The organism is Jiella endophytica (assembly GCF_004519335.1).
GTDB classification, from domain to species: domain Bacteria; phylum Pseudomonadota; class Alphaproteobacteria; order Rhizobiales; family Rhizobiaceae; genus Jiella; species Jiella endophytica.
Map to the genome: position 1 here is coordinate 78,460 of NZ_SOZD01000008.1, position 19,499 is coordinate 97,958.

The following is a 19,499-nucleotide window of genomic DNA, read 5'->3' on the forward strand; positions in this document are numbered from 1 at the left end:
CTTTCATCTGCAACCTGGGAGGAAACAAGATGCCATTCGCCCCGAAATTCTGGTTCCGGCGGCTGTCGCTGATCGCCGTGGCCACCGCCGTCGCGCTGACGGTCGCGCCGGTCGCCGTGCCGACCGGCACCCCGATGATCGGCGCCGTGACCGCCGAGGCCGGCCATCGGCATCGCCACTATCGTCATCACCATCATCATCATGGCATCGGCGCCGCCGCGGTGATCGGCAGCATCCTCGGGATCGGAATCGGCATCGGCCTTGCCGACCCCTATTACTACGACCCGTATTACTACCGGCCGCGCCCGGTCTATCGCGTCTATCCGCGCTACGACGCGCCGCGCGTTCGCTCCCGCGCCTGGTATCGCTATTGCGCGTCGAAATATCGCTCCTTCGATGCGCGCTCGGGCACCTTCAAGCCCTATCACGGGCCCCGGCGTCTCTGCCGCTGAGCCTCGCGCGGCGCGGCGAAAGGTGCTCGGCGGCCCGGCTCAGATCGGCCGGGTCGCAGCCTCCAGCCAGGTGGCGTCGTCCGCGGAAAGGGCGTCCGACAGTGTCTCTCGAACCGAAGCGTGGTAGGCGTTCAGCCAGCCGCGCTCTTCTTCGGTGAGCAGCACCGGATCGATCAGCCGGCGGTCGATCGGCGCCAGCGTCAGCGTTTCGAAGCCGTGCATCGGGGCATCGCCCTCGGCGATGTCCTCGGCCGGCCTGACGATGACGAGGTTCTCGATGCGGATCCCGAAGGCGCCCTCCTTGTAGTAGCCGGGCTCGTTCGAAACGATCATGCCCGGATGCAGCACCGCCATGCCGCGCCGGGAGATCGACTGCGGGCCCTCGTGCACCGCGAGGAACGCGCCGACGCCATGGCCCGTCCCGTGGGCATAGTCGCAGCCGGCCTTCCAGAGCGCGATGCGGGCAAGGACGTCGATGTCGACGCCGCGCGTCCCCTTCGGAAACCGGGCGAGCGAGATCGCGATCATCCCCTTGAGGACCTGGGTGAAGCGCGTCCGCATGATCGGCTCGGGCTCGCCGATCGGAACGGTGCGGGTGATGTCCGTCGTTCCGTCGAGATACTGCGCCCCCGAATCGATGAGGAAGAGTTCGCCGGCCCCGAGCGTGCGGTTGGTGTCGCGGTTGACCCGGTAGTGGACGATGGCGCCGTTCGGCCCGGCGCCGGCAATCGTGTCGAAGGAGATGTCTGCGAGGGAAACGCCGTCCGCCTCCCCTGCCTCCGCCCGAAAGGCTTCCAGCCGCTCCGCCGCGCCGATCTCGTCGATCGAGCCAGGCACCTGGCGGTCGAGCCAGGCGAGGAAGCGCACCATCGCGACGCCGTCGCGGCGATGCGCCGCGCGGCTGCCGGAAAGTTCGCCCTCGTTCTTGATCGCCCGGGGGAGCCGCGCCGGATCGGCGAGTTCGACGATGTGCCCGCCCGCGGTCTCGACGATTTCGGCAAGGCGCGCTGCCGCCAGAGCCGGGTCGAGGCCCGCCGCGCGAGCCTTTACCAGGTCGGCAAGGTCCGGCTCGAAGGCTTGCGGCGAGCCGATATCGGCAAGGCTCGCAAGATGGCCGGCAATGCCGGGCTCGAGCTTGTCCGGATCGACATAGAGGCGCGGCCGGCCGTCGGCGGGGACGATCGCGAAGGCGAGCATCAGCGGGGTGTGGTCGACATCGGCGCCACGGATGTTGAACAGCCAGGCGATCGAGGACGGATCGGTGAGGACGGTGAGATCCGCATTGGCTTCGGCGATCGCCGTCTGCACCTCGCCGATCTTCGCCGCCGCGTTCTTGCCGGCGAGATTGTCGCCATGCAGGAAGGCGCGCCCCTTCGGCGGCTGAGGGCGATCCGTCCAGATGCGGTCGACGGGATTGTCCGCCAGCGCCACCAGTTCGCCGCCGGAAGCGGTCATGATCTCGCTCAGCCGCTCCACCTCGCCGATCGTGTGCAGCCAGGGATCGTAGGCGATCTTCTTTCCGGCCGCCTCGCTCTTCAGATAGGCCGAAAGCGGCGTGTCGATCGAGGAGAGCGGCGTCACCACCGACAGATCCACCTGATCGCGCACCTGCAGCGTATAGCGCCCATCGACCAGGATGGCGGCGCGGTCCTTAAGAACGATGGCGACGCCCGCCGAGCCGGAAAAGCCGGTCAGCCATTCCAGCCTCGCGGCCGAAGGCGGAATGTATTCGCCCTGATGCTCGTCGGCCCGCGGCACGATGAAGCCGTCGACGCCGGCCTCTTTCAGAACCTGCCGCAGTTCGGCGATCCGCGCAGCGCTCTGCGAGAAATCGCTACGATTGTCGAAGTTCTGGAACATGTCTGCCCTTTCGCTGCGCCGTCGCCGGAGACCTGCCGGCAGTTTCCCGGGGCGCCATCACGACAATACCGAAGCGCGTTGTGTCCGGCATTTTGCCCGGCGCCGCAAGTGCGGGCCCGAGGGCGTCCATCGCGACCCGTCCGGCAAGGGTTACAACCCGGTAAACGGCGGGCCATGCTGCGTTGCAATAAGTGGGATGGACCTATGCGGCGAAGGCGCTACCGCAGGGCGTCCGTAATCGGCATATTGCATTGCAACGGGAGGCCGGAAACAGCTTTCTCAAGGAGATCGGCAAATGGCCAGCAACGAGACCACCACTACCCGCCCGCGCCAGCAGAGCGTCGGCATCATGCGCACCGTCATCAACCGGATGATGGAAGCCCGCGAGCGCGAGGCTCGCCGCTACATCGCCACCCACTACGGCAAGCGCTTCGCGCCCGAGGCGTTCGGCACCGAGACCGCGTCGCATTTCGAAGGCCGCGCGCCCCAGCGTTCGTAAGGCATTCGCCGGGGACGATCCCGTCCCTTCACCGGCGCGATCCATTCAAGAGGCCCGGCACCGTTCTCGGTGGCCGGGCCTTTTTGCTGGCATCACCCAGCCGCCCGGACGAGGTGCAGGGCGACCCACTCGCCCCGGACGAGGGTCTCGCGGTGGACGAAGCCCTGGGCGCGGAAGGCCGCGCGCACCGCCGCCGCCTGGCCGACGAGAATGCCCGAGAGGATGATATTGGCGTCGCGCGTGGCGTTGCGCCGAAAATCCGGAGCAAGGCGCATCAGCGGTCCCGCGAGGATATTCGCGACGATGAGATCGTAGGGCCCGCGCCGACGCACCACCGGCGAGGCAAAGCCGCCCGCGACGACCGCCTCGATCTTCCTCGCCACGCCGTTGGCCTTGGCATTCGCCGCAGCGACGGCGACGGCGACGGGGTCGATGTCGGTCGCCACCACGTCGAGCCGGGCCAGCTTGGCAAGGGCGATGGCGAGCACCGCGCTGCCGGTGCCGAGATCGAGGACGGAGCGGGGCCGGCTCAGCCGGACCACCTTGTCGATCATCGTCAGGCAGCCCGCCGTGGTGCCGTGGTGGCCGGTGCCGAAGGCCATCCCGGCCTCGATCTCGATCGCCAGCTCATGGGCGCCGACCCGCTCGCGGTCATGGGCGCCGTGAACGACGAATCGGCCGGCCCGCACGGGCTTCAGCTCGGCGAGCACCGCCGCCATCCAGTCCTTTTCCGGCAGGTCCTCCCGACCGATCGCGACATCGGGGCCGACAGCCGCCCCCGCCCTGAATTCCTCGGCCCGATCCTCGCCTTCGGCGACCTCGAGATAGGCCGAGACCTCGAACAGGGCCGCCGCCTCGTCCATCTCGATGATGGCGATCGGCGCGCCCTCGTCCTCGAAGGCTGCCTCGATGCGGGAATAGGCGGCCTCGGCGTCCGGGCGCCTGGCCGTCAGGAAATAGCGCACTTGCACCGTCAGCTCGTCCCTTCGCTCTGCCTGGAAACCTCCTCGGAGGTCTTGCGCGCCTTTTCCCTGCGCGCCTCGCGTTCGGTCAAGGTGCCGCGGACGATCTTTTCCTGCTCGCGCTCGGCGCGGGGCGGCCCGAAGGAGATGATGGTGTCGCCGGTCGCCGGCTCTCCGGCGCCCTCGCCGACGGCGAAAACGATCTCGTGGGAGGGCTTGATCCACAGCACCGGAAGCGTTCCCTCCGGCCGGCTCTCGTGGAACTGTTCGAGCCGGAACTCCGCCGTCAGCCGCGTCGCCTGGAAGGTCCAGCCGTCGATGACGTTGTCGCGCAGGTCGTTGTAGCTGCGCGGCGGCTTGAACAGCGGCATGCCGCCGATGGTGAAATGCATGGCGTGGCGGGCGCCCGACGTCTGCTGGCTGCCCGCCGTCGAGCCGATCTGGAACACCTCGGAGCGGCCGATCTCGGCGCCGAAATCGGTGCAGACCAGCGCATTGTAGGCGTCGTTGTCGGTCGCGGCGATCATGTGGTCGAAGCGCGACAGATCGAGGGAATGGTGCGCTTCTTCGGAAAGGATCTCGCCGAACCAGACGTCGACCTCGGCGAGGCGCGCTTCCGAGACATGCGACCAGTTGGCGTCGGCGATCAGCACCGGCACCTCCTGCGCCTTCAGCCGCCGCGCCAGCGCGATGGAGAAGCGCGAGGCACCGACGATGAGGATGCCGGGCCGGTTGGTGACCCTAAGGTCGAGGAGCTGGGCGAGCGGCCGCAGGGAAAAGCCATGGAGGATGATCGTCGCGGCGACGACGGCGAAGGTGTAGGCGACCATCCGGTCGGCGTCCTCGAGGCCGATCCGCGACAGCGTCGTGCCGAACAGGCCGGCGACCGCGACGGCGACGATACCGCGCGGGGCGATCCAGCTGACCAGCAGCCGCTCGCGGAAACCGAGCCCCGCTCCGATCGTCGAGACGAAGATGGCGATCGGCCGGATGACCAGCAGCACCAGCGCGAGGAACACCACCACCCGCCATTCGAGGCTGAGAATCACCGAGCGCTGCAGCGAAGCGGTTAGGATGATGAACAGGCCCGAGACGAGAAGGACGGTGATCGTCTCCTTGAACTTGCGGAGCTCGGCAAGGCTCGCGAGCCGGGCATTCGCCATGGTGACGCCCATGACGGTCACGGTGAGGAGCCCGGCCTCTTCGAGCAGCAGATTCGTCAGCGCATTCATGCCGACGACGACGGCGAGAAGAATCGGCGCCTTCAGATATTCCGGCGCGTGGCCCCGAGCGAAAAAGGTCGTCAGCGCCCGCCCGGCGACGATGCCGCCGAGGATCGCGAGGACAATAGCGGCGACGGTGGTCAGGATCAGGTGTTCGGCATCGTGGGCGCCGCGCAGCACGAGATAGGCTTCGAAGGCGATGACGGCGAAGAGCGCCCCGACAGGATCGTTGAGGATCGCCTCCCAGCGCAGGATCGAGCCCGGCCGGGTGCGCAGCCGCGCGTGGCGCAGAAGCGGCATGATGACGGTCGGGCCGGTGACGACGAGCAGCGCGCCGAGAATGATGGCGACCGGCCAGGCCATGTCGCCGACATAGTGGGCGGCGAGCGCCGTCATCAGCCAGACCATCGGCCCCGACACCAGCACGACGCGGCGCACCGCCGTCGAGGTTTCGCGGATCTCCCGGAGATTGAGCGTCAGCCCGCCCTCGAAGAGGATGATGGCGACGGCGGTCGAGACCAGCGGCGTATAGAGCTCGCCGAAATCTTCCCGCGGGTTCATCAGGCCGGTCAGCGGGCCGAAGACGAGGCCGACGCCGAGCAGCATGACGATGGCGGGGATCTGGAGCCGCCAGGCCAGCCATTGCGAGGCGATGCCCGCGATGCCGATGATGGCGAGCTGCATGGCAAGATCGTGCATCAGCGAGGGATCCTGTCGGTTCGGGGCGGCAGAGGCTCTCGCCCGGCAGCACGGTCGTCGATGGAGAAAGATATGGCGGTGGCGGAAACGGCCCATGGCCCGTCCGCAATCAATGCGCGTCGATCGCGCCGACGCGGTCGGTCATCCGGCGATCGACGGCTCAGACGCCGGCCAGCCTGTCGAGTTTGCCGGTGACGGTCTTCGGGTCCTCGCCATAGGCGATGGTGCCGGCGAGATGGCCTTCCGCGTCGATGAGGAAAGTCGTCGAAGTGTGGTCCATCAGATAGTCCTCGCCCTCGCCCGATTTGGCGAAGAAGGCGCCCCAGCCCTTCGCCATCCTGGCGACATCGCCCTTCTCACCGGTCAGCGCGACGATGTCCGGCGAGACGGCGTCGACATAGTCCTTGAGGATCGCCGGCGTGTCGCGCTCGGGATCGACGGTGACGAAGACGATGCGGAAGTCGCCGCCCTTCTTCTCGATCTCGTCGTGATGCGAGGCGAGTTCAAAGAGCGTCGTCGGGCAGACGTCGGGGCAATGCGTATAGCCGAAGAACAGCGCATAGGGCTTGCCCTTCAGCTGGTCGGAACTGAAGGATGTGCCGTTCTGGTCGACCAGGGTGAAGGGTGTGCCGTAGGGCTCGCCGGAGGCGCTGCTCTGGCCGACGAGATTGAAGTAGGTGACGGCGAGAATCCCGGCGACGAGAGCCACGACGGCCCAAAGGCCGGTTTGAATGATCGTGCGCGTGTTCATCCCGCGAACTCCGGAAGATTGCGTGGCCAGCCCTGTCGGGGCGCGGCGAAGCGGTCAGAAGCAGCTCGCCCAGGCGTCTGCGGCGAGCCTTACGAAAACCGCTTCGCCCTTTGCAAGCCACAGGGAGAAACCGACGACGGCGATGAGCCCGAGCACCGCGATCGCGGCTGCGGCGGCGGCAAGGCGGATGGGGCCACCCGTCTTCTTCGCGCTGTCGGGCATCGGTTCCGTCGGCGGGCTCACCATCCGCCATCCCTAGCCCATTGCCGGCGCCGGTGCGACGGGGCGGAAGACTCGCCCGGTCACTTTTTCTCCACCGGACAAAGGCGACGAAATATCCTTACGCTTCGTAAGCCAATGCGGTGCTAGATCGGAGCCCCGCCTCTCTACCGGATTGTCCTCTCCATGCCGGGCTCCCGCGAAACCCGCATCGACCTCGTGCGCGGCATCTCGCTGCTGTTCATCTTCGTCGACCATTCCGATGTGTCCTTCTCGACGCTGCTGCAGCAGAGCCGCGGCTTCTGCGACGCCGCGGAGCTGTTCGTCATGATGGCCGGCATGTCCGCTGCGCTCGCCTATGCGCCGCCCGGCGGCCGGGCAAATCTCGGCCGGGTCGGCTCGCGGACGTGGCGGCGGGCCTTCAAGCTCTACCGGGTGCATCTCGTTCTCCTTGCCGCGATGCTCGCCGCGGTGGCGATGCTGCCGCTGCCCTGGAGCCAGGAGCTGCGCTCTGCCTGGGCGCTCGACCCGGTCTTTGCCGCGCCCTGGCGCTACGCTCTGGAAGCCGTGTCGCTGCGCTACATGCCGGCCGATCTCGACATCCTGCCGCTCTATGTCCTTTTAATCGCGGCGGTGCCGCTGTTTCTCGGCATCGCACAGCGCTCGGCAATGCTCGCCCTCGGCCTTTCGCTGGGGCTCTGGCTGGCGGCGGGCCTCCTCCATCTCAACCTGACGAACCTTGCCGAGGCGAGATCCGGCTGGTTCTTCAATCCGTTCTCCTGGCAGCTGATCTTCCTGTGCGGCCTTCTGGCGGGCCTCAGGATCAAGCGCGGCGAGGAGCCGTTTCCCTATTCGCGTCCGGTGTTCGTCGCGGCGGCCCTCTTCGCGCTGGTCGCGATCCCCGCCAATCTCTACATGCAGCTTGAAGTCAGCGCCGATTCGCCGGTGCGCCATCTCCTGATGTCGAAGACCAGCGAGGGCCCGCTGCGCGTCCTCAACGCGCTCGCCATCGCCTATGTCGTCTTCAATCTCGACGCTCTGAAGCGGGTCTTCGCGTGGTCATGGCTGGGGCCAGTTCACGCCGCCGGCCGCAACAGCCTGCCGATCTTCGTCACCGGCATCGTCCTGTCGAACACCGCCGCCGCCGTCGTGATCTGCCATGGCTCGTTCCCGCTGGCCCTGGAACTCACCGCGATCGCGATCGGCCTCGCCATCCAGCTCGCCGTCGCCCACCACCTTGGGCGGACGCGTCGCGAGCCTTCCGGCGAGCCGGTATCCTCGCTGGTGGTGGCGTCGCCCGAGGATCAGGACTACGGATATGCGCAAGCAACCGAACCTGCCGCGATACCCGATGCAGCCAGAAACTCCGCGACCTGAGAATTTCGAGGAACTGCGCTTTCGCGACAGCGAGCCGAAGATCGCCACGACTGCGGAGCTGAAGCGCACCAAACTCGGCCGCTATTGCGAGATCGGCCAGCGTGTCGTCCTGCGCGAGGTCGAGCTCGGCGACTTTTCCTATTTCGAACGGGGCGGCGAGGCGATCCACTCCAGCATCGGCAGGTTCTGCTCGATCGCGGCGAATGTCAGGATCAACGCCCTCGCCCACCCGATGGAGCGGCTGACCACCCACAAGGTGAGCTACCGGCCGAACGAATATTTCCGCTGGCTTCCCGTCGACCAGAGCGTCGTCGAGGCGCGCAAGGCGGACGCCGTTACCATCGGCCACGACGTCTGGATCGGCCATGGCGCGATCGTCATGCCGGGCGTTGCGATCGGCAATGGCGCGGTGGTCGGTGCCGGCGCCGTCGTCACCCACGATATTCCGCCCTTCACCATCGCCGCAGGCGTTCCGGCAAAGCCAATCCGCGAGCGTTTCCCGCCGGAAATCGCCGCGAGGATCACCGCCCTCGCCTGGTGGGACTGGCCGCTGGAAACGCTGTTCGACGCCATTCCCGACATGCAGGTCCTGCCGATCGAGGCGTTTCTCGACAAGTGGGAGCGTCAGTCCCCGGCGCCGTCCACCAGCGCGAAATAAATGAGCGCAGCCCCCGGCATCGCCATGCCGAGGACGCAGACGCCGAGCCAGCCGCCGACTTCCAGCACCGGGCTCGCCAGCGCCGAGCCGAGCGCCCCGCCGATGAAGAAGGTCGTCATGTAGACGGCGTTGAGGCGATTGCGGATATCCGGTGCGAGACGGAAGATCTCGCGCTGGCCGAAGACCAGATTGGCCTGCACTCCGAGATCGACGACGACGGCGGCAAAGACCAGCGCTGCGAGCGACGTCGTGCCGAAGGTCGAGACGAGGAAGCCGGCGACCACCATCGCAATGGCGCAGACCGTGCCGATGCGGGAAAAGCCGCGGTCGGCGAGCCGTCCCGCCACCGGCGCGGCGAAGACGCCGAGGACGCCGGCGAGAGCGAACAGCGCGACGCCGCTCGGCGAGAAATCGAACGGGTCGCGCATCAGGATGATCGGCGCCGCCGTCCAGAACAGCGAGAAGGCCGCGAACATCGCCGCGTGGTAGAGCCCGCGGCGCCGCAGCACCGGCTCGTTGACGAACAGCCGGCCGAGCGAGCGGATCAGCGCGAGATAGCCCCGCTCGCCGCCGGGTTCGCGGCGCGGCAGCAGCACCAGCGAGACGGCGGCGAGAACCGCGATCAGCGCCGCCGACAGGCCGAAGACGCCGCGCCAGCCGAGATAGTCGGCAAGGAAGCTCGACACCGGCCGGGCGAGCAGGATCCCGCCGAGAAGCCCGCTCATGACGTTGCCGACGACGGCGCCCCGTTCCTCCTCCGGCGCCAGATTGGCGGCGAGCGGCACCAGCATCTGCGCCGCGCAGGAGGTGATGCCGACGATCAGCATGCCGGCAAAGAGCAGCGTCAGCCCGGGCGCCAGCGCCAGACCCGTCAGGGCGACCACGTTGGCCCCCATGGTCAGGAGGATGAGCTTGCGGTTCTCGACGAGATCGCCGAGCGGCACCAGGAAGATAAGGCCGATGGCATAGCCGATCTGCGCCACCGTGACGATCGAGCTTTCCGCAGCGACGGCGAGGCCGAGATCTGAGCCCATCAGCGAAACCAGCGGCTGGGCGTAATAGAGATTGGCGGCGAGAGCGCCGCAGGACAGCGCAAACAGGAAGGTCAGCACCGGCCCGAGGCCGGCGCTGTCATTGGCGGGGGCGGTGTTCGTCGCAGTCTGGCTCATCGGTGGCTTTCACTTCACGGGGACCCGCCGCCGAGGCGGCGGCGGCGTCTGCGCCGGCAGGCGCCGGAAACGAAAAAGGGCGGATTGCCTCCGCCCGTCTCGCCGAAACGTATTCGCGGTTGCGGAACAATCCAGATGCGGACCGCCCGAAAAGGTCGAACGGACAGTCTTCGCCTCGAACATCCTCCGCCTTGCAACGGCGACGGGGCCGCCTATGGTTGCGGCGACGCCAGACAGGGCCGGAAGAGGCCGCAGCGACAGGGACGATGCATGCGCTTTTCAGGAACCGACACCTATGTCGCCGGCAAGGACCTGATGGTTGCCGTCAACGCCGCGATCACCCTCGAGCGCCCGCTTCTCGTCAAGGGCGAGCCCGGCACCGGCAAGACCGAACTCGCCTTCCAGATCGCCGAGGCCCTCGGCCTCAGGCTGATCCAGTGGACGGTGAAGTCGACCACCCGCGCCGCCCAGGGCCTCTACGAATATGACGCCGTCTCGCGGCTGCGCGACAGCCAGCTCGGCGACGAGCGGGTCCACGACATCCGCAACTACATCAGGCCCGGCAAGCTCTGGGACGCCTTCGCCTCCGAGGAACGGGTCGTGCTCTTGATCGACGAGATCGACAAGGCCGATATCGAGTTTCCGAACGACCTCCTGCAGGAGCTCGACAAGATGAGCTTCGACGTCGTCGAGACCGGCGAGACGATCGCGGCGAAGCATCGGCCGATCGTCGTGATCACCTCGAACAACGAAAAGGAACTGCCGGACGCCTTCCTGCGCCGCTGCTTCTTTCACTACATCCAGTTTCCCGACGCCGAGACGCTGCAGCAGATCGTCGACGTCCATTACCCTGGCATCAAGCGGGAGCTGGTGCGCGCCGCCCTCACCCAGTTCTACGAGATCCGCGAACAGCCGGGCCTGAAGAAGAAGCCCTCGACCTCCGAGGCGCTCGACTGGATCCGCCTCCTCGTCGCCGAGGACGTCGAGGCGAAGGACCTGCGCGAGAGCCCGACGAAGGTGCTGCCCAAGCTTCACGGCGCGCTCCTGAAGAACGAGCAGGACGTGCATCTCTTCGAGCGGCTGGCGTTTCTGGCAAGGCGGCAGGGATGAGCGACCTCGTCATCCGCCCGATCGTTGCCTCCGACGAGTCCGAATGGCGCCGGCTGTGGACCGGCTATCTGGAATTCTACAAGTCGAAGGTCTCAGACGACGTCTACGCCTCGACCTTCGCCCGGCTCCTCGGCAACGAGCCCTATGATCCCAAGGGCTTCCTCGCCGTCCTCGACGGACGGCCGGTCGGGCTCGTCCACTACTTCTTCCACCGCCATTGCTGGAGGATCGAGAATGTCTGCTACCTGCAGGATCTCTTCGCCGATCCCGCCATCCGCGGCAAAGGCGTCGGCCGGGCACTGATCGAGGCGGTCTACCGCGTTGCCGACGAGGCCGGCTGTCCTTCGGTCTACTGGACGACGCAGGAGTTCAACTATGCCGGCCGGATGCTCTACGACCGGATCGGCGAGAAGACGCCCTTCATCAAATATCAGCGGCCAGCCGGCTGAAGCCTGTTCGATCGGGCTGAAGCCTTGCACGGAAAAGGCCCGCGCGCCGCTTCCGGCGCGCGGGCCCTTGTTCTGAAAATCAGCGACGATCAGGCTGCGAGCAGCTTCTCGATCTTGTCGACCGGATGGTTGGTGAAGTCCTTGGCGATCTCGCCGACAACCCGGTCCGCGACCTCCTTGTGATAGTGCTGGCGCATCTCGCCGAGGATCTTCGGCGGCGCGACGACGACGATCTTCTCGAAGACGCCGCGATGGGCCATCTTGTAAAGGATGCCGGTGATCTCGGCGGCAAAGCGCTCCTTGCCGAGTTCGTGCCAGTCGGTGTCCTCGACCGCGGAATGGTGTGACGTGCCGGCGTCGCTCATCCGCCCCGGGCGGTTGGCGCCCTGCTCGCGGTCCGGCGGATTGTCCTGTTCCTCGACCCGGCGGATCTCGAAATTCGGCAGTTCGCCGTCACCCATGTTCTGAAGAAACAGTGCCTTCTCGCCATCGGCGACGAGGATCCAGGTCTTGTAGTCGATCGGCTTGTCCAACATGACGTCAGCCCTTCTTCTGCTCTTTTCCTCGGCCGTCACCGGCCTCGTCCTGACAACGTGCGAGGCGCGGGTCCGTTGCCCGATCGACCGGGGTGGCCGATTGCCGCGAATTTTCTGAAAATGTTAACCTTGCCGGGCAAAAATCCGGGAAACATGGCAGTTCGGTACCACCCGTTAAGCCCTGCCGGACAATATCGCGGACTCGATACGCCCGAATCGCAATCGGCCATCCGAGTTCCGCAATGCTCTCACCGACGTCGGCCCGCGCCTTCAGAACCGCCATCCTTCTTTTGCTCGTCACCAGCCTGTCCGGCTGCGCGTCCTCGCTGTTCGGGCGCCGGGTGATGAGCGAGCACGAATGCATGACGCGGGTGATGTATTTCGAATCCAACCGCTCGAGCCCCGAGGGCATGCTCGCCGTCGGCACGGTGGTGATGAACCGGGTGGAGAGCAAGCTCTATCCGGACACCGTCTGCGCCGTGGTCGGCCAGCCGAACCAGTTCGCCCCCGGCGTCCTCTCCCGCTCGATGGGCAAGGGCAGCCGGCTTGCCGCCAACATGGCGACCAAGGTGCTGAAGGGCGGCCGCCACCGCTATGTCGGCAACGCCAAGTTCTTCCACACCGCCGGCATGACCTTCCCCTACACCAACATGCACTACCTGGTGGAAGCCGGCGGCAACGTCTTCTACGACAAGCGCAAGAACGCCCGCCGCAAGAGCGACCCGGCCTTCGTCAACCCGCCGGGGCTCGAGGCGGCGAACCGCGCCGCGCGGGTGATGCTGCTCGGCTACCAGACGACGCCGGCGCAGCAGAGCTATTCGTCGCCGGCGAAGGTCGCCGTCCGCCGGCAGGCAGCCCCCGAGCCGCAGGCCGTGCCGATGCCGGCAACGCCGCCGGGAGCCGGCATGACCACGATCGCCAGCAATGCCGCACCGAGCAGCGCCGGCGAGGCGGTGCTGCAGCCGATCAGCATCGACGATCTCATCCGCGAAAATGGCGGCTACTGAGGCGGCGCCGGTCCAGCATCGGCCCGAAAATCGAAATCGATTTTCGAAAAAGCACGATGCGGTGAATCAAAGAGATAGCACGTCCTTTGTGCGTCCTATCAGACGCACGGCGCGCTAGCGTCGCAGCAGCCCGCACCGTCGCAGGAGACGCTCAGGCAAAAATCCGGGCGCCGCGGCCGGCGATCTCGCGGAAGCTGGCAAGGACGTGCTCGCGCAGGGCATCGGCAACCGGCCCCGCTCCTTCGCGGTTCATCAGATAGACCCGGTAGTTGCCGAGCGGCGGCAGGCCGCCCGGCGTGTCGAGGCGCACCAGCCTTTGCGACACCACGCTGACGGGCAGCGGCGCGATCGCCAGATCCGCCTCCACCGCTGCGATCTGCGCCTGGCAGTTCTTGCTCGTATAGGCGACGCGATAGGCGGCGCCAGCCTTGTCGAGGGCATCGAGTGCCGCCGCCCGCCACAGGCAGCCCTGATCGGCGAGCGCCAGCGGCAGCGGCTCGCGCCTCGCCGCCGAGCCGTTGCGCAGCCCGATCCAGGCCAGCGGCTCGCTATGCGCCTCGACGGCGAGGAATCCCGGATGCTCGTCCGTCGCCATCAGCGCCACGTCGATCTCGCCGGCAAGGCACTGGCGGCGGAGTTCGCCGCTCGATTCCAGCCGGACGTCGACATCGACATGCGGATGCGTCGAGGCAAACATCTTCAGGATCAGCGGGATCGCGAAAATGCCGGCGTCGTAAGGCGCGCCGAGCGAGACCCGCCCCTCGATCGGCGGCTTGCGGAAATACTCCACCACCTCGTCGTTCAGCCGCAGCATCTTGCGCGCATAGCCGAGGAAGAATTCGCCGTCGACGGTCAGCTCCACCGACCGTGTCTCGCGGCGAAACAGCGGCCGCCCGAAGGTCTCTTCGAGCTTCTTCACCTGCAGGCTGACGGCCGAGGGCGAGCGGAACACCCGTTCCGCCGCCCGGGTGAAGTTGCCCGTCTCGCAGATCGCCACGAATGTCCGGGCAAGATCGATGTCGAGATTGCCGATCGCCGGCAGCATCTGGTTCATCACGCTGGCCTTTTTCGTTATCAATGAGATTAGCTCACATTACACGTTAATCCTTTTCGTTGGACTCATCAATCCCGTTCGCCCACCTTCGCTCTCATCGAAGGGCATAGGAGAACGAGATGTTTCAGTGGGTCTATTCGCCGCGCATCGAAGACACCGCGGCAAGCAATGTCCGGGCAGGCCGGGCGAACGGCTGGCTGCGCGGCTGGTCGGAGGAGCGGCGGCATCACAAGCTGCGCCGCGACGCGATCGCCACGCTGCTGCGGGTCGACGACGACGTCCTGCGGGACATCACCGGGCTCGAGCGCCACCAGGTCGAGGCGGCGTCGCGCATGCCGCTGGAGGTCGATGCGCTGACGCTTCTGGAGGAGATGCAGCGCCGCCGCCCCGCGTCCAAGCATGGCCGGACGGATTGAGCATACCCCCGGCTGACAGGCGCATTGCCTTGTCCCCAGAAGGCCGGGGGTGGCGCGAAGCTGCGGGATGGCGGAACAACCGCCGTCCCGCGATCAGTGGCGAAGGCTGATCGGCGGCCCCACCGGCAGCGTGAATTCGAAGACGGCGCCCCGGCGGCTGCTTTGCACCGAGAGCTTCCCGCCATGGGCCTCGACCAGTGAGCGGCTGATATTGAGCCCGAAGCCCATGCCGTTCGGCTTGGTGGTGGTGAACGGCTCGAACAGCCGCTCGACGATGGACTGGTCCACCCCCATTCCGGTGTCGGCGAAGCTGACGACGATCGTCTCGCCGTTCAGCCGGGTCGCGACGGTGAGCTTGCGGTCGGACATCTCGGCCATCGCCTCGAGGGCGTTGCCGGTGAGATTGGCGACGATCTGCTGAATGTGCGTACGGTCGACATAGACTTCCGGCAGGTCGCTCGCATAGTCGCGCTCGACCAGAATCCGATCGGCCTCGCGGCCCATGAAGACGACGGCAAGGCCGTCCTCGACGATGTCGTTGAGTCTCGCCGCAGACACATTGGTCTGGCGATTGCCGATGAAGCTGCGCACCCGCTTGACGATCTCGCTGGCGCGGTTGCTCTGCTCGATCGCCTTGCGCGCATAGATCAGCGGCTTTGCCTCCAGCTCCATTCCGCCGTCCTGAAGCAGGCGCTGCAGCGCCTTGACGTAGTTGACGACGGCGGTCAGCGGCTGGTTGATCTCATGGGCAAGCGTTGCGGCCATCTGCCCCGCTGCGGTGACGCGCGAGGTGTGCGCTGCCTCAGCCTGCAGCCTCTGCAGGCTCCGCGCGTCCTGCAGCATGCGGGTGATGTCGCGGGTGACGGTCGAGGCGCCGATGATCTCGCCGGAGGCGTTGCGGATCGGCGAAATGGTGAGTTCGACGTCGAGCCGCTCACCAGCTTTCGACCGGCGGACGGTGCGGAACGATCCGACACGCCGGCCGGCGCGGATCTCGGCCATGAAGCGGTCGAGTTCCTCCATGCGGTCCGGCGGGATGATGATGTCGAGCCGCGAGCCGACCGCCTCCGTCGCCGTATAGCCGTAGAGCCTTTCCGCAGCGCCGTTCCACGAGGTGATGACGGCGTCGAGATCCTTGGTCAGAACCGGATCATGCGAGGATCGGACCAGGGCAAAGAGCAGGGCCTCGCGTTCGATATAGCGTTCGGTCGCCCGGGCGAGTGCCCCGACCTCGCCGCCCGCTGCGGTCGGCAACTCGACCGGCTGGCCGTTCGTCGCATCGTCGACGGCCTTCGTCAGCTGCCGGATCGGGCGGACGAGCCGGGTCGCCAGAAACACCGCGAGAAGGACCGCGATCAGGCCGCAGAGCACTGCGCCGAAGAGGCTGCTCGTTCCGATCGAGGACCGCGCCGCCGCGAGGAGGCCGTCGACGCCGGCCGATTGCAGCAGCGTCACCCGGCGTGATCCGGCCAGCAGCAGCGGCCAGGCAGCAATCGCCTCGGCCTCGCCATTCGCACCCTCGGCAACGATGACGGATGGCTCCGCCGCATCGAGCGCCGCCGCGATCTGCGGCCAGTCCTGCGGTGCCGTGAAGCTCTTCTCCCGCTCGAAGCCGAACACCCGCTCGGGCGCCGCGGCGTTGACGAGGTAGTTTCCCGCTTCGTCGACGAGCCGGATCTTTCCTTCCGCCATGTCGAGATTGCCGAGATGGCGAAACACCGGCCTGAGGTCGACATTGAGGATGACGAAATAGTCGCTCGCGACCCCGTCGAGGAGAATGCGCTTGCCGATGCGGATCGTCGGCACGGGCGGATCTTCGACGACGCCGTCCTCTCGATTGTAGTCGATCGGCGAGACGTAGATGCCGTCGCCCTCCTCGGCGAAGATCCTCTCGAAATAGTCGCGCCTCGCCTTGCTCTGGAGGTCCGCCTCCCCGACCCGCTGCAGCCGCCCCCCCGGTCCGCGTCGGTCGATGCGCACGATCTCCCGCCCTTCGTTCGCGGTCCCGATCAGCCGCAGCTGATCATATTGCGGCTTGGCCTGAAGGAGGGCGGTGAATTCCCGCGCGACGTTCGTCGTGAGCCCCGCAGCCTGCGGCGCTTCGCCGCTGCCGGACGGCCGATCGGCGCGGGCGACGTAGTCGAGGACGGCCGGCATGGAGGCGGCCGCGACGATGTCGTCTTCGGGCGCAGCGAGGTAGCCGTCCAGATAGGAGGCGACGAGACCGGTATTGTCGCTCAGGCTGTCCAGCGCCAGCGGCAGCGCCACCCGGCTCGTCTGGCCGTAGATCAGAAGGCCGACCGAAAGCGCCGTTGCCACGACCAGACCGACCATCGCCAGGGACAGTTTGGTGACCAGGCTCAATGGAGCCATACCCGAATGGTCGGGTGGTCAGGCATGACCTTGGCCTTTCAGATCATCGATTTCTGTTACTTCGATACAATCAACCCCGCTATCGACAGTCAAATCGACGTGGGCAGACTTCGTCCCGGCCCGATCATTTGTCACTATCAGTTATACTTAGAAAATATCGCCTGATTGCCTCAGCCAGCTAACAGAGGACTTCGGAAATTACGTATACCCGGGCAAGTTTAAATTCGTTCTATTAGTGAGTCAATAGATGATAATAAAGAAATTTTATTTGCGTTATTTTCCAACGTGACCAGACCCGAAAGGATAAGTCCGGTGCAGGGTAGCGGAATAGACCGAGTTCTCATCGTCGAGGATGATTTCCTCGCGGCGATGATGTTGTCGCAGATGCTGGAGGAGATCGGCTTCGAGATCTGCGGCACAGCGGCCAGCGAGGATGATGCGGTGCAGGCGGCGATCGATCTCCGCCCGCATCTGGTGATCTCCGACTTCCGCCTGAAGAGTGGCGACGGCGTTTCGGCGAGCGAGCGGATCAGGGACTTCGTCGACGTCCCCGTCCTGTTCGTGTCGGGGAGCAGCGACGAGGTCCGCGGACGCGCTCCCGCGGCCGTCTGCATCGACAAGCCCTATACGCTCGACGGCATCAGGCGCGGTATCCTGACCGTGTTGTCGGCGCAGGCGCCGGTCATCGAGATGAGCCCGGCCAACTGCAACTGAGCGATCGCCGGAGACGCGCCGGCAAGTTTCGCCCGTTGCGGCGATGCCTGCGGCTGCGCGGCGGCCCGAGCGGCACGTCCGTGATGTCCCGAAGCGTACGCCGTGAGGAGATCCCTGGCCCGCAGCTGCTCCGCGCGGCTCACTTGATCAACGCCGCCCGGGCCGCGTCGATGCTGACCGTCAGCCCGTCGGGCCGCCAGTCATAGGTGACCTTGCCGTCGATGCTGCCCGCCACGGCCTGCTGGCACATCCGCGAGCCGAAACCGATGCGGGTCGGCGGACAGTCGATCGAGGGGCCGTCATATTCGCGCCAGACGATCCGGAAACGGGCTCCCGCCTCTTCGCAGCGGATCGCCACGCGGCCGTCCGGGCAGGACAGGGAGCCGTATTTCAGCGAATTGGTGCCGAGCTCATGGATGACGAGGGAGATGACCAGCGCAGCCTTCTCGTTCACCGGCAGCGCGCCCCCCTCGACCGAGATCCGGCCGGAGGAGTCATAGGCCCGGCAGAGCACCTCGATCAGCCCTGCAAGCTCCGCCCTGTCCGATGCGGCGGCGAGCGGAGACTGTTTCGACACGACATAGTCGTTGGCCGTCGCGAAGGCCTCGATGCGGCCGAGGATCATCTGGGCGAGGCCGGCGCTTCCGGGATGGTTCTTCGCCGAGATCGTCACGAAACCCGAGACGACCGTGAAGACGTTGCGCATGCGATGCGACATCTCGCGGGCGACGAGGTCCGAGCGCCACTGCTCGGCCCGCATGCCCGCGACCTTGGTGTCGGTATCGATGTGATTTTCGACGATCGCCGCGATCGTCGTCAGCGCGTCGCGCTGCCAGGCGTTCCATTTGCGGGGCCGGGCGTCGAGAACCGACAGCGTCCCGAGAAGGCCACCGTCGCGGTCGCGAAGCGGCGTCGCGAGCAGCGAGGCGGCGGGCCCCGTCTCGATCCAGATCGCCGCCCCTCCTTCGCAGGCCGCCGCGTCGAACTGCAGCTCCACCGGCTGGTCCGACTCGACGACACGGCCGAAGATCTCGAGGGGAAGCGGCTCTTCTGCCGGCAGGGCGTCGGCGACCTCCCTGCCCTGCGACGCCTTCACCCACTGGCGATGGTCGGAGCCGATGGTGACGATGGCAGCCGGTGCGCGCAGCGTCTGCTGGGCGAGCCGGCAGAACCGTTCGAGCTGGAGATCGCGATCATCGGGGAGTGGCAGAACGGCGGGATCGCCTCTCAGGATCTCTCCGCCCCATTTGCTTTCCAGATGCAGCAGACTGCCCACAACGCGTCCCCTCGCGGTATTCCGAATCGCTATCTTGAAATTTACTTAAGGGTATCTTCTTCGTCTATCTTAGCTTGAATAAGCAAAACTACCTGCTTTAGTCGGCAGAAAATATAAATGCGGATGAACAATCCGGGAACTGAGGCGGGTGGGCGACCCGACCCTTCGCGGCATCGACAAAACGGTCTGATGTCGAGGGGTGAATCTACAAAAAGAGAGCGGCGTTGAGAGCCTTCAGGGCCGTCCGACCGGCTTTGGGGCCCCGGGCGGGCGGATACCAGATTCCGCGGACACGCAGTCGAACCCCGCCGTGGCCGAAAAAATGTCCGTCAAACGGAAAGAGCAGGCGGCAGGCCGCTCAGCTCTCCTCGCCCTCGCCTGTCTGGTCGACGGAAGGTCCGGGAATGACGTAGCTGCCGGAAAGCCACCGATTGAGGTCTACCGCCTTGCAGCGCGGCGAGCAGAAGGGAAAGGTCGCGCGGTCGGAGGGCTTGCCGCATTCGGGGCACTTGCGCTTCGGGCGCAGCGGCGTCGGTGGTTCGGCTGCCTTGGTCATGGTCGTTCGTCCGCCGACGGCTCCTTGCGGCGATCGTCATCGCCCGACCGCGGTCCGGCCGGATCGCCCGGCGCGTCAGACGTCGAGGCAGCCTTTTCGTCGCCGGTGGGCCCGCCGACCGCGATCGCAAGGCCGTCGG

The 19,499-nt window shown here is 66.5% G+C and carries 19 protein-coding genes; 9 read left to right on the forward strand and 10 right to left on the reverse strand.

Features of this window, described 5'->3' with window-relative positions; translation table 11 throughout:
• Window positions 1-29 precede the first annotated feature (29 nt).
• Window positions 30-452 carry a BA14K family protein gene (locus E3C22_RS21100; protein WP_206027003.1) on the forward strand — a complete coding sequence of 141 codons (423 nt, stop codon included), beginning with the start codon at window positions 30-32 and terminating at the stop codon, window positions 450-452.
• A gap of 39 nt (window positions 453-491) precedes the next feature.
• Here the strand turns inward: E3C22_RS21100 and E3C22_RS21105 are convergent, their stop codons facing one another.
• Window positions 492-2,312: an aminopeptidase P family protein gene (locus E3C22_RS21105; protein ID WP_134763865.1), complete on the reverse strand. Its 1,821-nt coding sequence runs from the start codon at window positions 2,310-2,312 to the stop codon at window positions 492-494.
• Window positions 2,313-2,607: 295 nt separating this feature from the next.
• Here E3C22_RS21105 and E3C22_RS21110 point away from each other — a divergent pair, with 295 nt between their 5' ends.
• Window positions 2,608-2,811 carry a hypothetical protein gene (locus E3C22_RS21110; protein WP_134763866.1) on the forward strand — a complete coding sequence of 68 codons (204 nt, stop codon included), beginning with the start codon at window positions 2,608-2,610 and terminating at the stop codon, window positions 2,809-2,811.
• 92 nt (window positions 2,812-2,903) lie between these two features.
• Here E3C22_RS21110 and E3C22_RS21115 read toward each other — a convergent pair whose 3' ends face one another.
• The 3 genes from E3C22_RS21115 to E3C22_RS21125 all read right to left on the reverse strand — a co-directional run bounded on the left by E3C22_RS21115 (window position 2,904) and on the right by E3C22_RS21125 (window position 6,446).
• A complete protein-coding gene (locus E3C22_RS21115) occupies window positions 2,904-3,782 on the reverse strand; it encodes a 50S ribosomal protein L11 methyltransferase (protein ID WP_134763867.1) in 879 nt (292 codons plus the stop codon).
• 2 nt (window positions 3,783-3,784) lie between these two features.
• The gene (locus E3C22_RS21120) at window positions 3,785-5,695 is read right to left on the reverse strand and encodes a cation:proton antiporter (RefSeq protein WP_134763868.1); all 1,911 of its coding nucleotides are present in this window, start codon (window positions 5,693-5,695) and stop codon (window positions 3,785-3,787) included.
• A gap of 160 nt (window positions 5,696-5,855) precedes the next feature.
• Window positions 5,856-6,446: an SCO family protein gene (locus tag E3C22_RS21125; RefSeq protein ID WP_134763869.1), complete on the reverse strand. Its 591-nt coding sequence runs from the start codon at window positions 6,444-6,446 to the stop codon at window positions 5,856-5,858.
• A gap of 405 nt (window positions 6,447-6,851) precedes the next feature.
• Between E3C22_RS21125 and E3C22_RS21130 the strand changes: the two genes are divergently transcribed.
• The gene (locus tag E3C22_RS21130; RefSeq protein ID WP_134763870.1) at window positions 6,852-8,042 is read left to right on the forward strand and encodes an OpgC family protein; all 1,191 of its coding nucleotides are present in this window, start codon (window positions 6,852-6,854) and stop codon (window positions 8,040-8,042) included.
• Complete coding sequence (locus E3C22_RS21135) at window positions 8,017-8,700, forward strand: DapH/DapD/GlmU-related protein (protein WP_134763871.1); 684 nt, start codon at window positions 8,017-8,019, stop codon at window positions 8,698-8,700. Before E3C22_RS21130 ends, E3C22_RS21135 begins: the two co-directional genes overlap by 26 nt.
• Here E3C22_RS21135 and E3C22_RS21140 read toward each other — a convergent pair.
• The gene (locus E3C22_RS21140) at window positions 8,667-9,869 is read right to left on the reverse strand and encodes an MFS transporter (RefSeq protein ID WP_134763872.1); all 1,203 of its coding nucleotides are present in this window, start codon (window positions 9,867-9,869) and stop codon (window positions 8,667-8,669) included. The two genes, E3C22_RS21135 and E3C22_RS21140, sit on opposite strands and share 34 nt — an antisense overlap.
• A gap of 270 nt (window positions 9,870-10,139) precedes the next feature.
• Between E3C22_RS21140 and E3C22_RS21145 the strand changes: the two genes are divergently transcribed.
• Together E3C22_RS21145 and E3C22_RS21150 are read left to right on the forward strand one after the other, a co-directional pair.
• Entirely contained in the window at window positions 10,140-10,979 is an 840-nt protein-coding gene (locus E3C22_RS21145) for an AAA family ATPase (protein ID WP_134763873.1), read from the forward strand.
• Window positions 10,976-11,428, forward strand: a complete 453-nt coding sequence (locus E3C22_RS21150) for a GNAT family N-acetyltransferase (RefSeq protein ID WP_134763874.1) — start codon at window positions 10,976-10,978, stop codon at window positions 11,426-11,428. Before E3C22_RS21145 ends, E3C22_RS21150 begins: the two co-directional genes overlap by 4 nt.
• An 89-nt stretch (window positions 11,429-11,517) precedes the next feature.
• Here the strand turns inward: E3C22_RS21150 and E3C22_RS21155 are convergent, their stop codons facing one another.
• Complete coding sequence (locus tag E3C22_RS21155; RefSeq protein ID WP_134763875.1) at window positions 11,518-11,964, reverse strand: host attachment family protein; 447 nt, start codon at window positions 11,962-11,964, stop codon at window positions 11,518-11,520.
• Between the two features lie 242 nt (window positions 11,965-12,206).
• Here E3C22_RS21155 and E3C22_RS24685 point away from each other — a divergent pair, with 242 nt between their 5' ends.
• Window positions 12,207-12,971 (forward strand): cell wall hydrolase, encoded by a 765-nt coding sequence (locus tag E3C22_RS24685; protein ID WP_425364999.1) that lies wholly within the window; start codon window positions 12,207-12,209, stop codon window positions 12,969-12,971.
• Between the two features lie 151 nt (window positions 12,972-13,122).
• Here the strand turns inward: E3C22_RS24685 and E3C22_RS21165 are convergent, their stop codons facing one another.
• Window positions 13,123-14,025, reverse strand: a complete 903-nt coding sequence (locus E3C22_RS21165; protein ID WP_134763876.1) for a LysR substrate-binding domain-containing protein — start codon at window positions 14,023-14,025, stop codon at window positions 13,123-13,125.
• Window positions 14,026-14,144: 119 nt separating this feature from the next.
• Here E3C22_RS21165 and E3C22_RS21170 point away from each other — a divergent pair, with 119 nt between their 5' ends.
• Window positions 14,145-14,441, forward strand: a complete 297-nt coding sequence (locus tag E3C22_RS21170; protein WP_134763877.1) for a hypothetical protein — start codon at window positions 14,145-14,147, stop codon at window positions 14,439-14,441.
• A gap of 93 nt (window positions 14,442-14,534) precedes the next feature.
• Here E3C22_RS21170 and E3C22_RS21175 read toward each other — a convergent pair whose 3' ends face one another.
• Window positions 14,535-16,814: a two-component system sensor histidine kinase NtrB gene (locus E3C22_RS21175; protein WP_134763878.1), complete on the reverse strand. Its 2,280-nt coding sequence runs from the start codon at window positions 16,812-16,814 to the stop codon at window positions 14,535-14,537.
• A gap of 312 nt (window positions 16,815-17,126) precedes the next feature.
• Between E3C22_RS21175 and E3C22_RS21180 the strand changes: the two genes are divergently transcribed.
• Window positions 17,127-17,528: a response regulator gene (locus E3C22_RS21180; protein WP_134763879.1), complete on the forward strand. Its 402-nt coding sequence runs from the start codon at window positions 17,127-17,129 to the stop codon at window positions 17,526-17,528.
• A gap of 139 nt (window positions 17,529-17,667) precedes the next feature.
• Here the strand turns inward: E3C22_RS21180 and E3C22_RS21185 are convergent, their stop codons facing one another.
• Window positions 17,668-18,804, reverse strand: a complete 1,137-nt coding sequence (locus E3C22_RS21185) for a sensor histidine kinase (RefSeq protein WP_134763880.1) — start codon at window positions 18,802-18,804, stop codon at window positions 17,668-17,670.
• 358 nt (window positions 18,805-19,162) lie between these two features.
• Complete coding sequence (gene yacG / locus E3C22_RS21190; protein WP_134763881.1) at window positions 19,163-19,360, reverse strand: DNA gyrase inhibitor YacG; 198 nt, start codon at window positions 19,358-19,360, stop codon at window positions 19,163-19,165.
• Window positions 19,361-19,499: the final 139 nt, after the last annotated feature.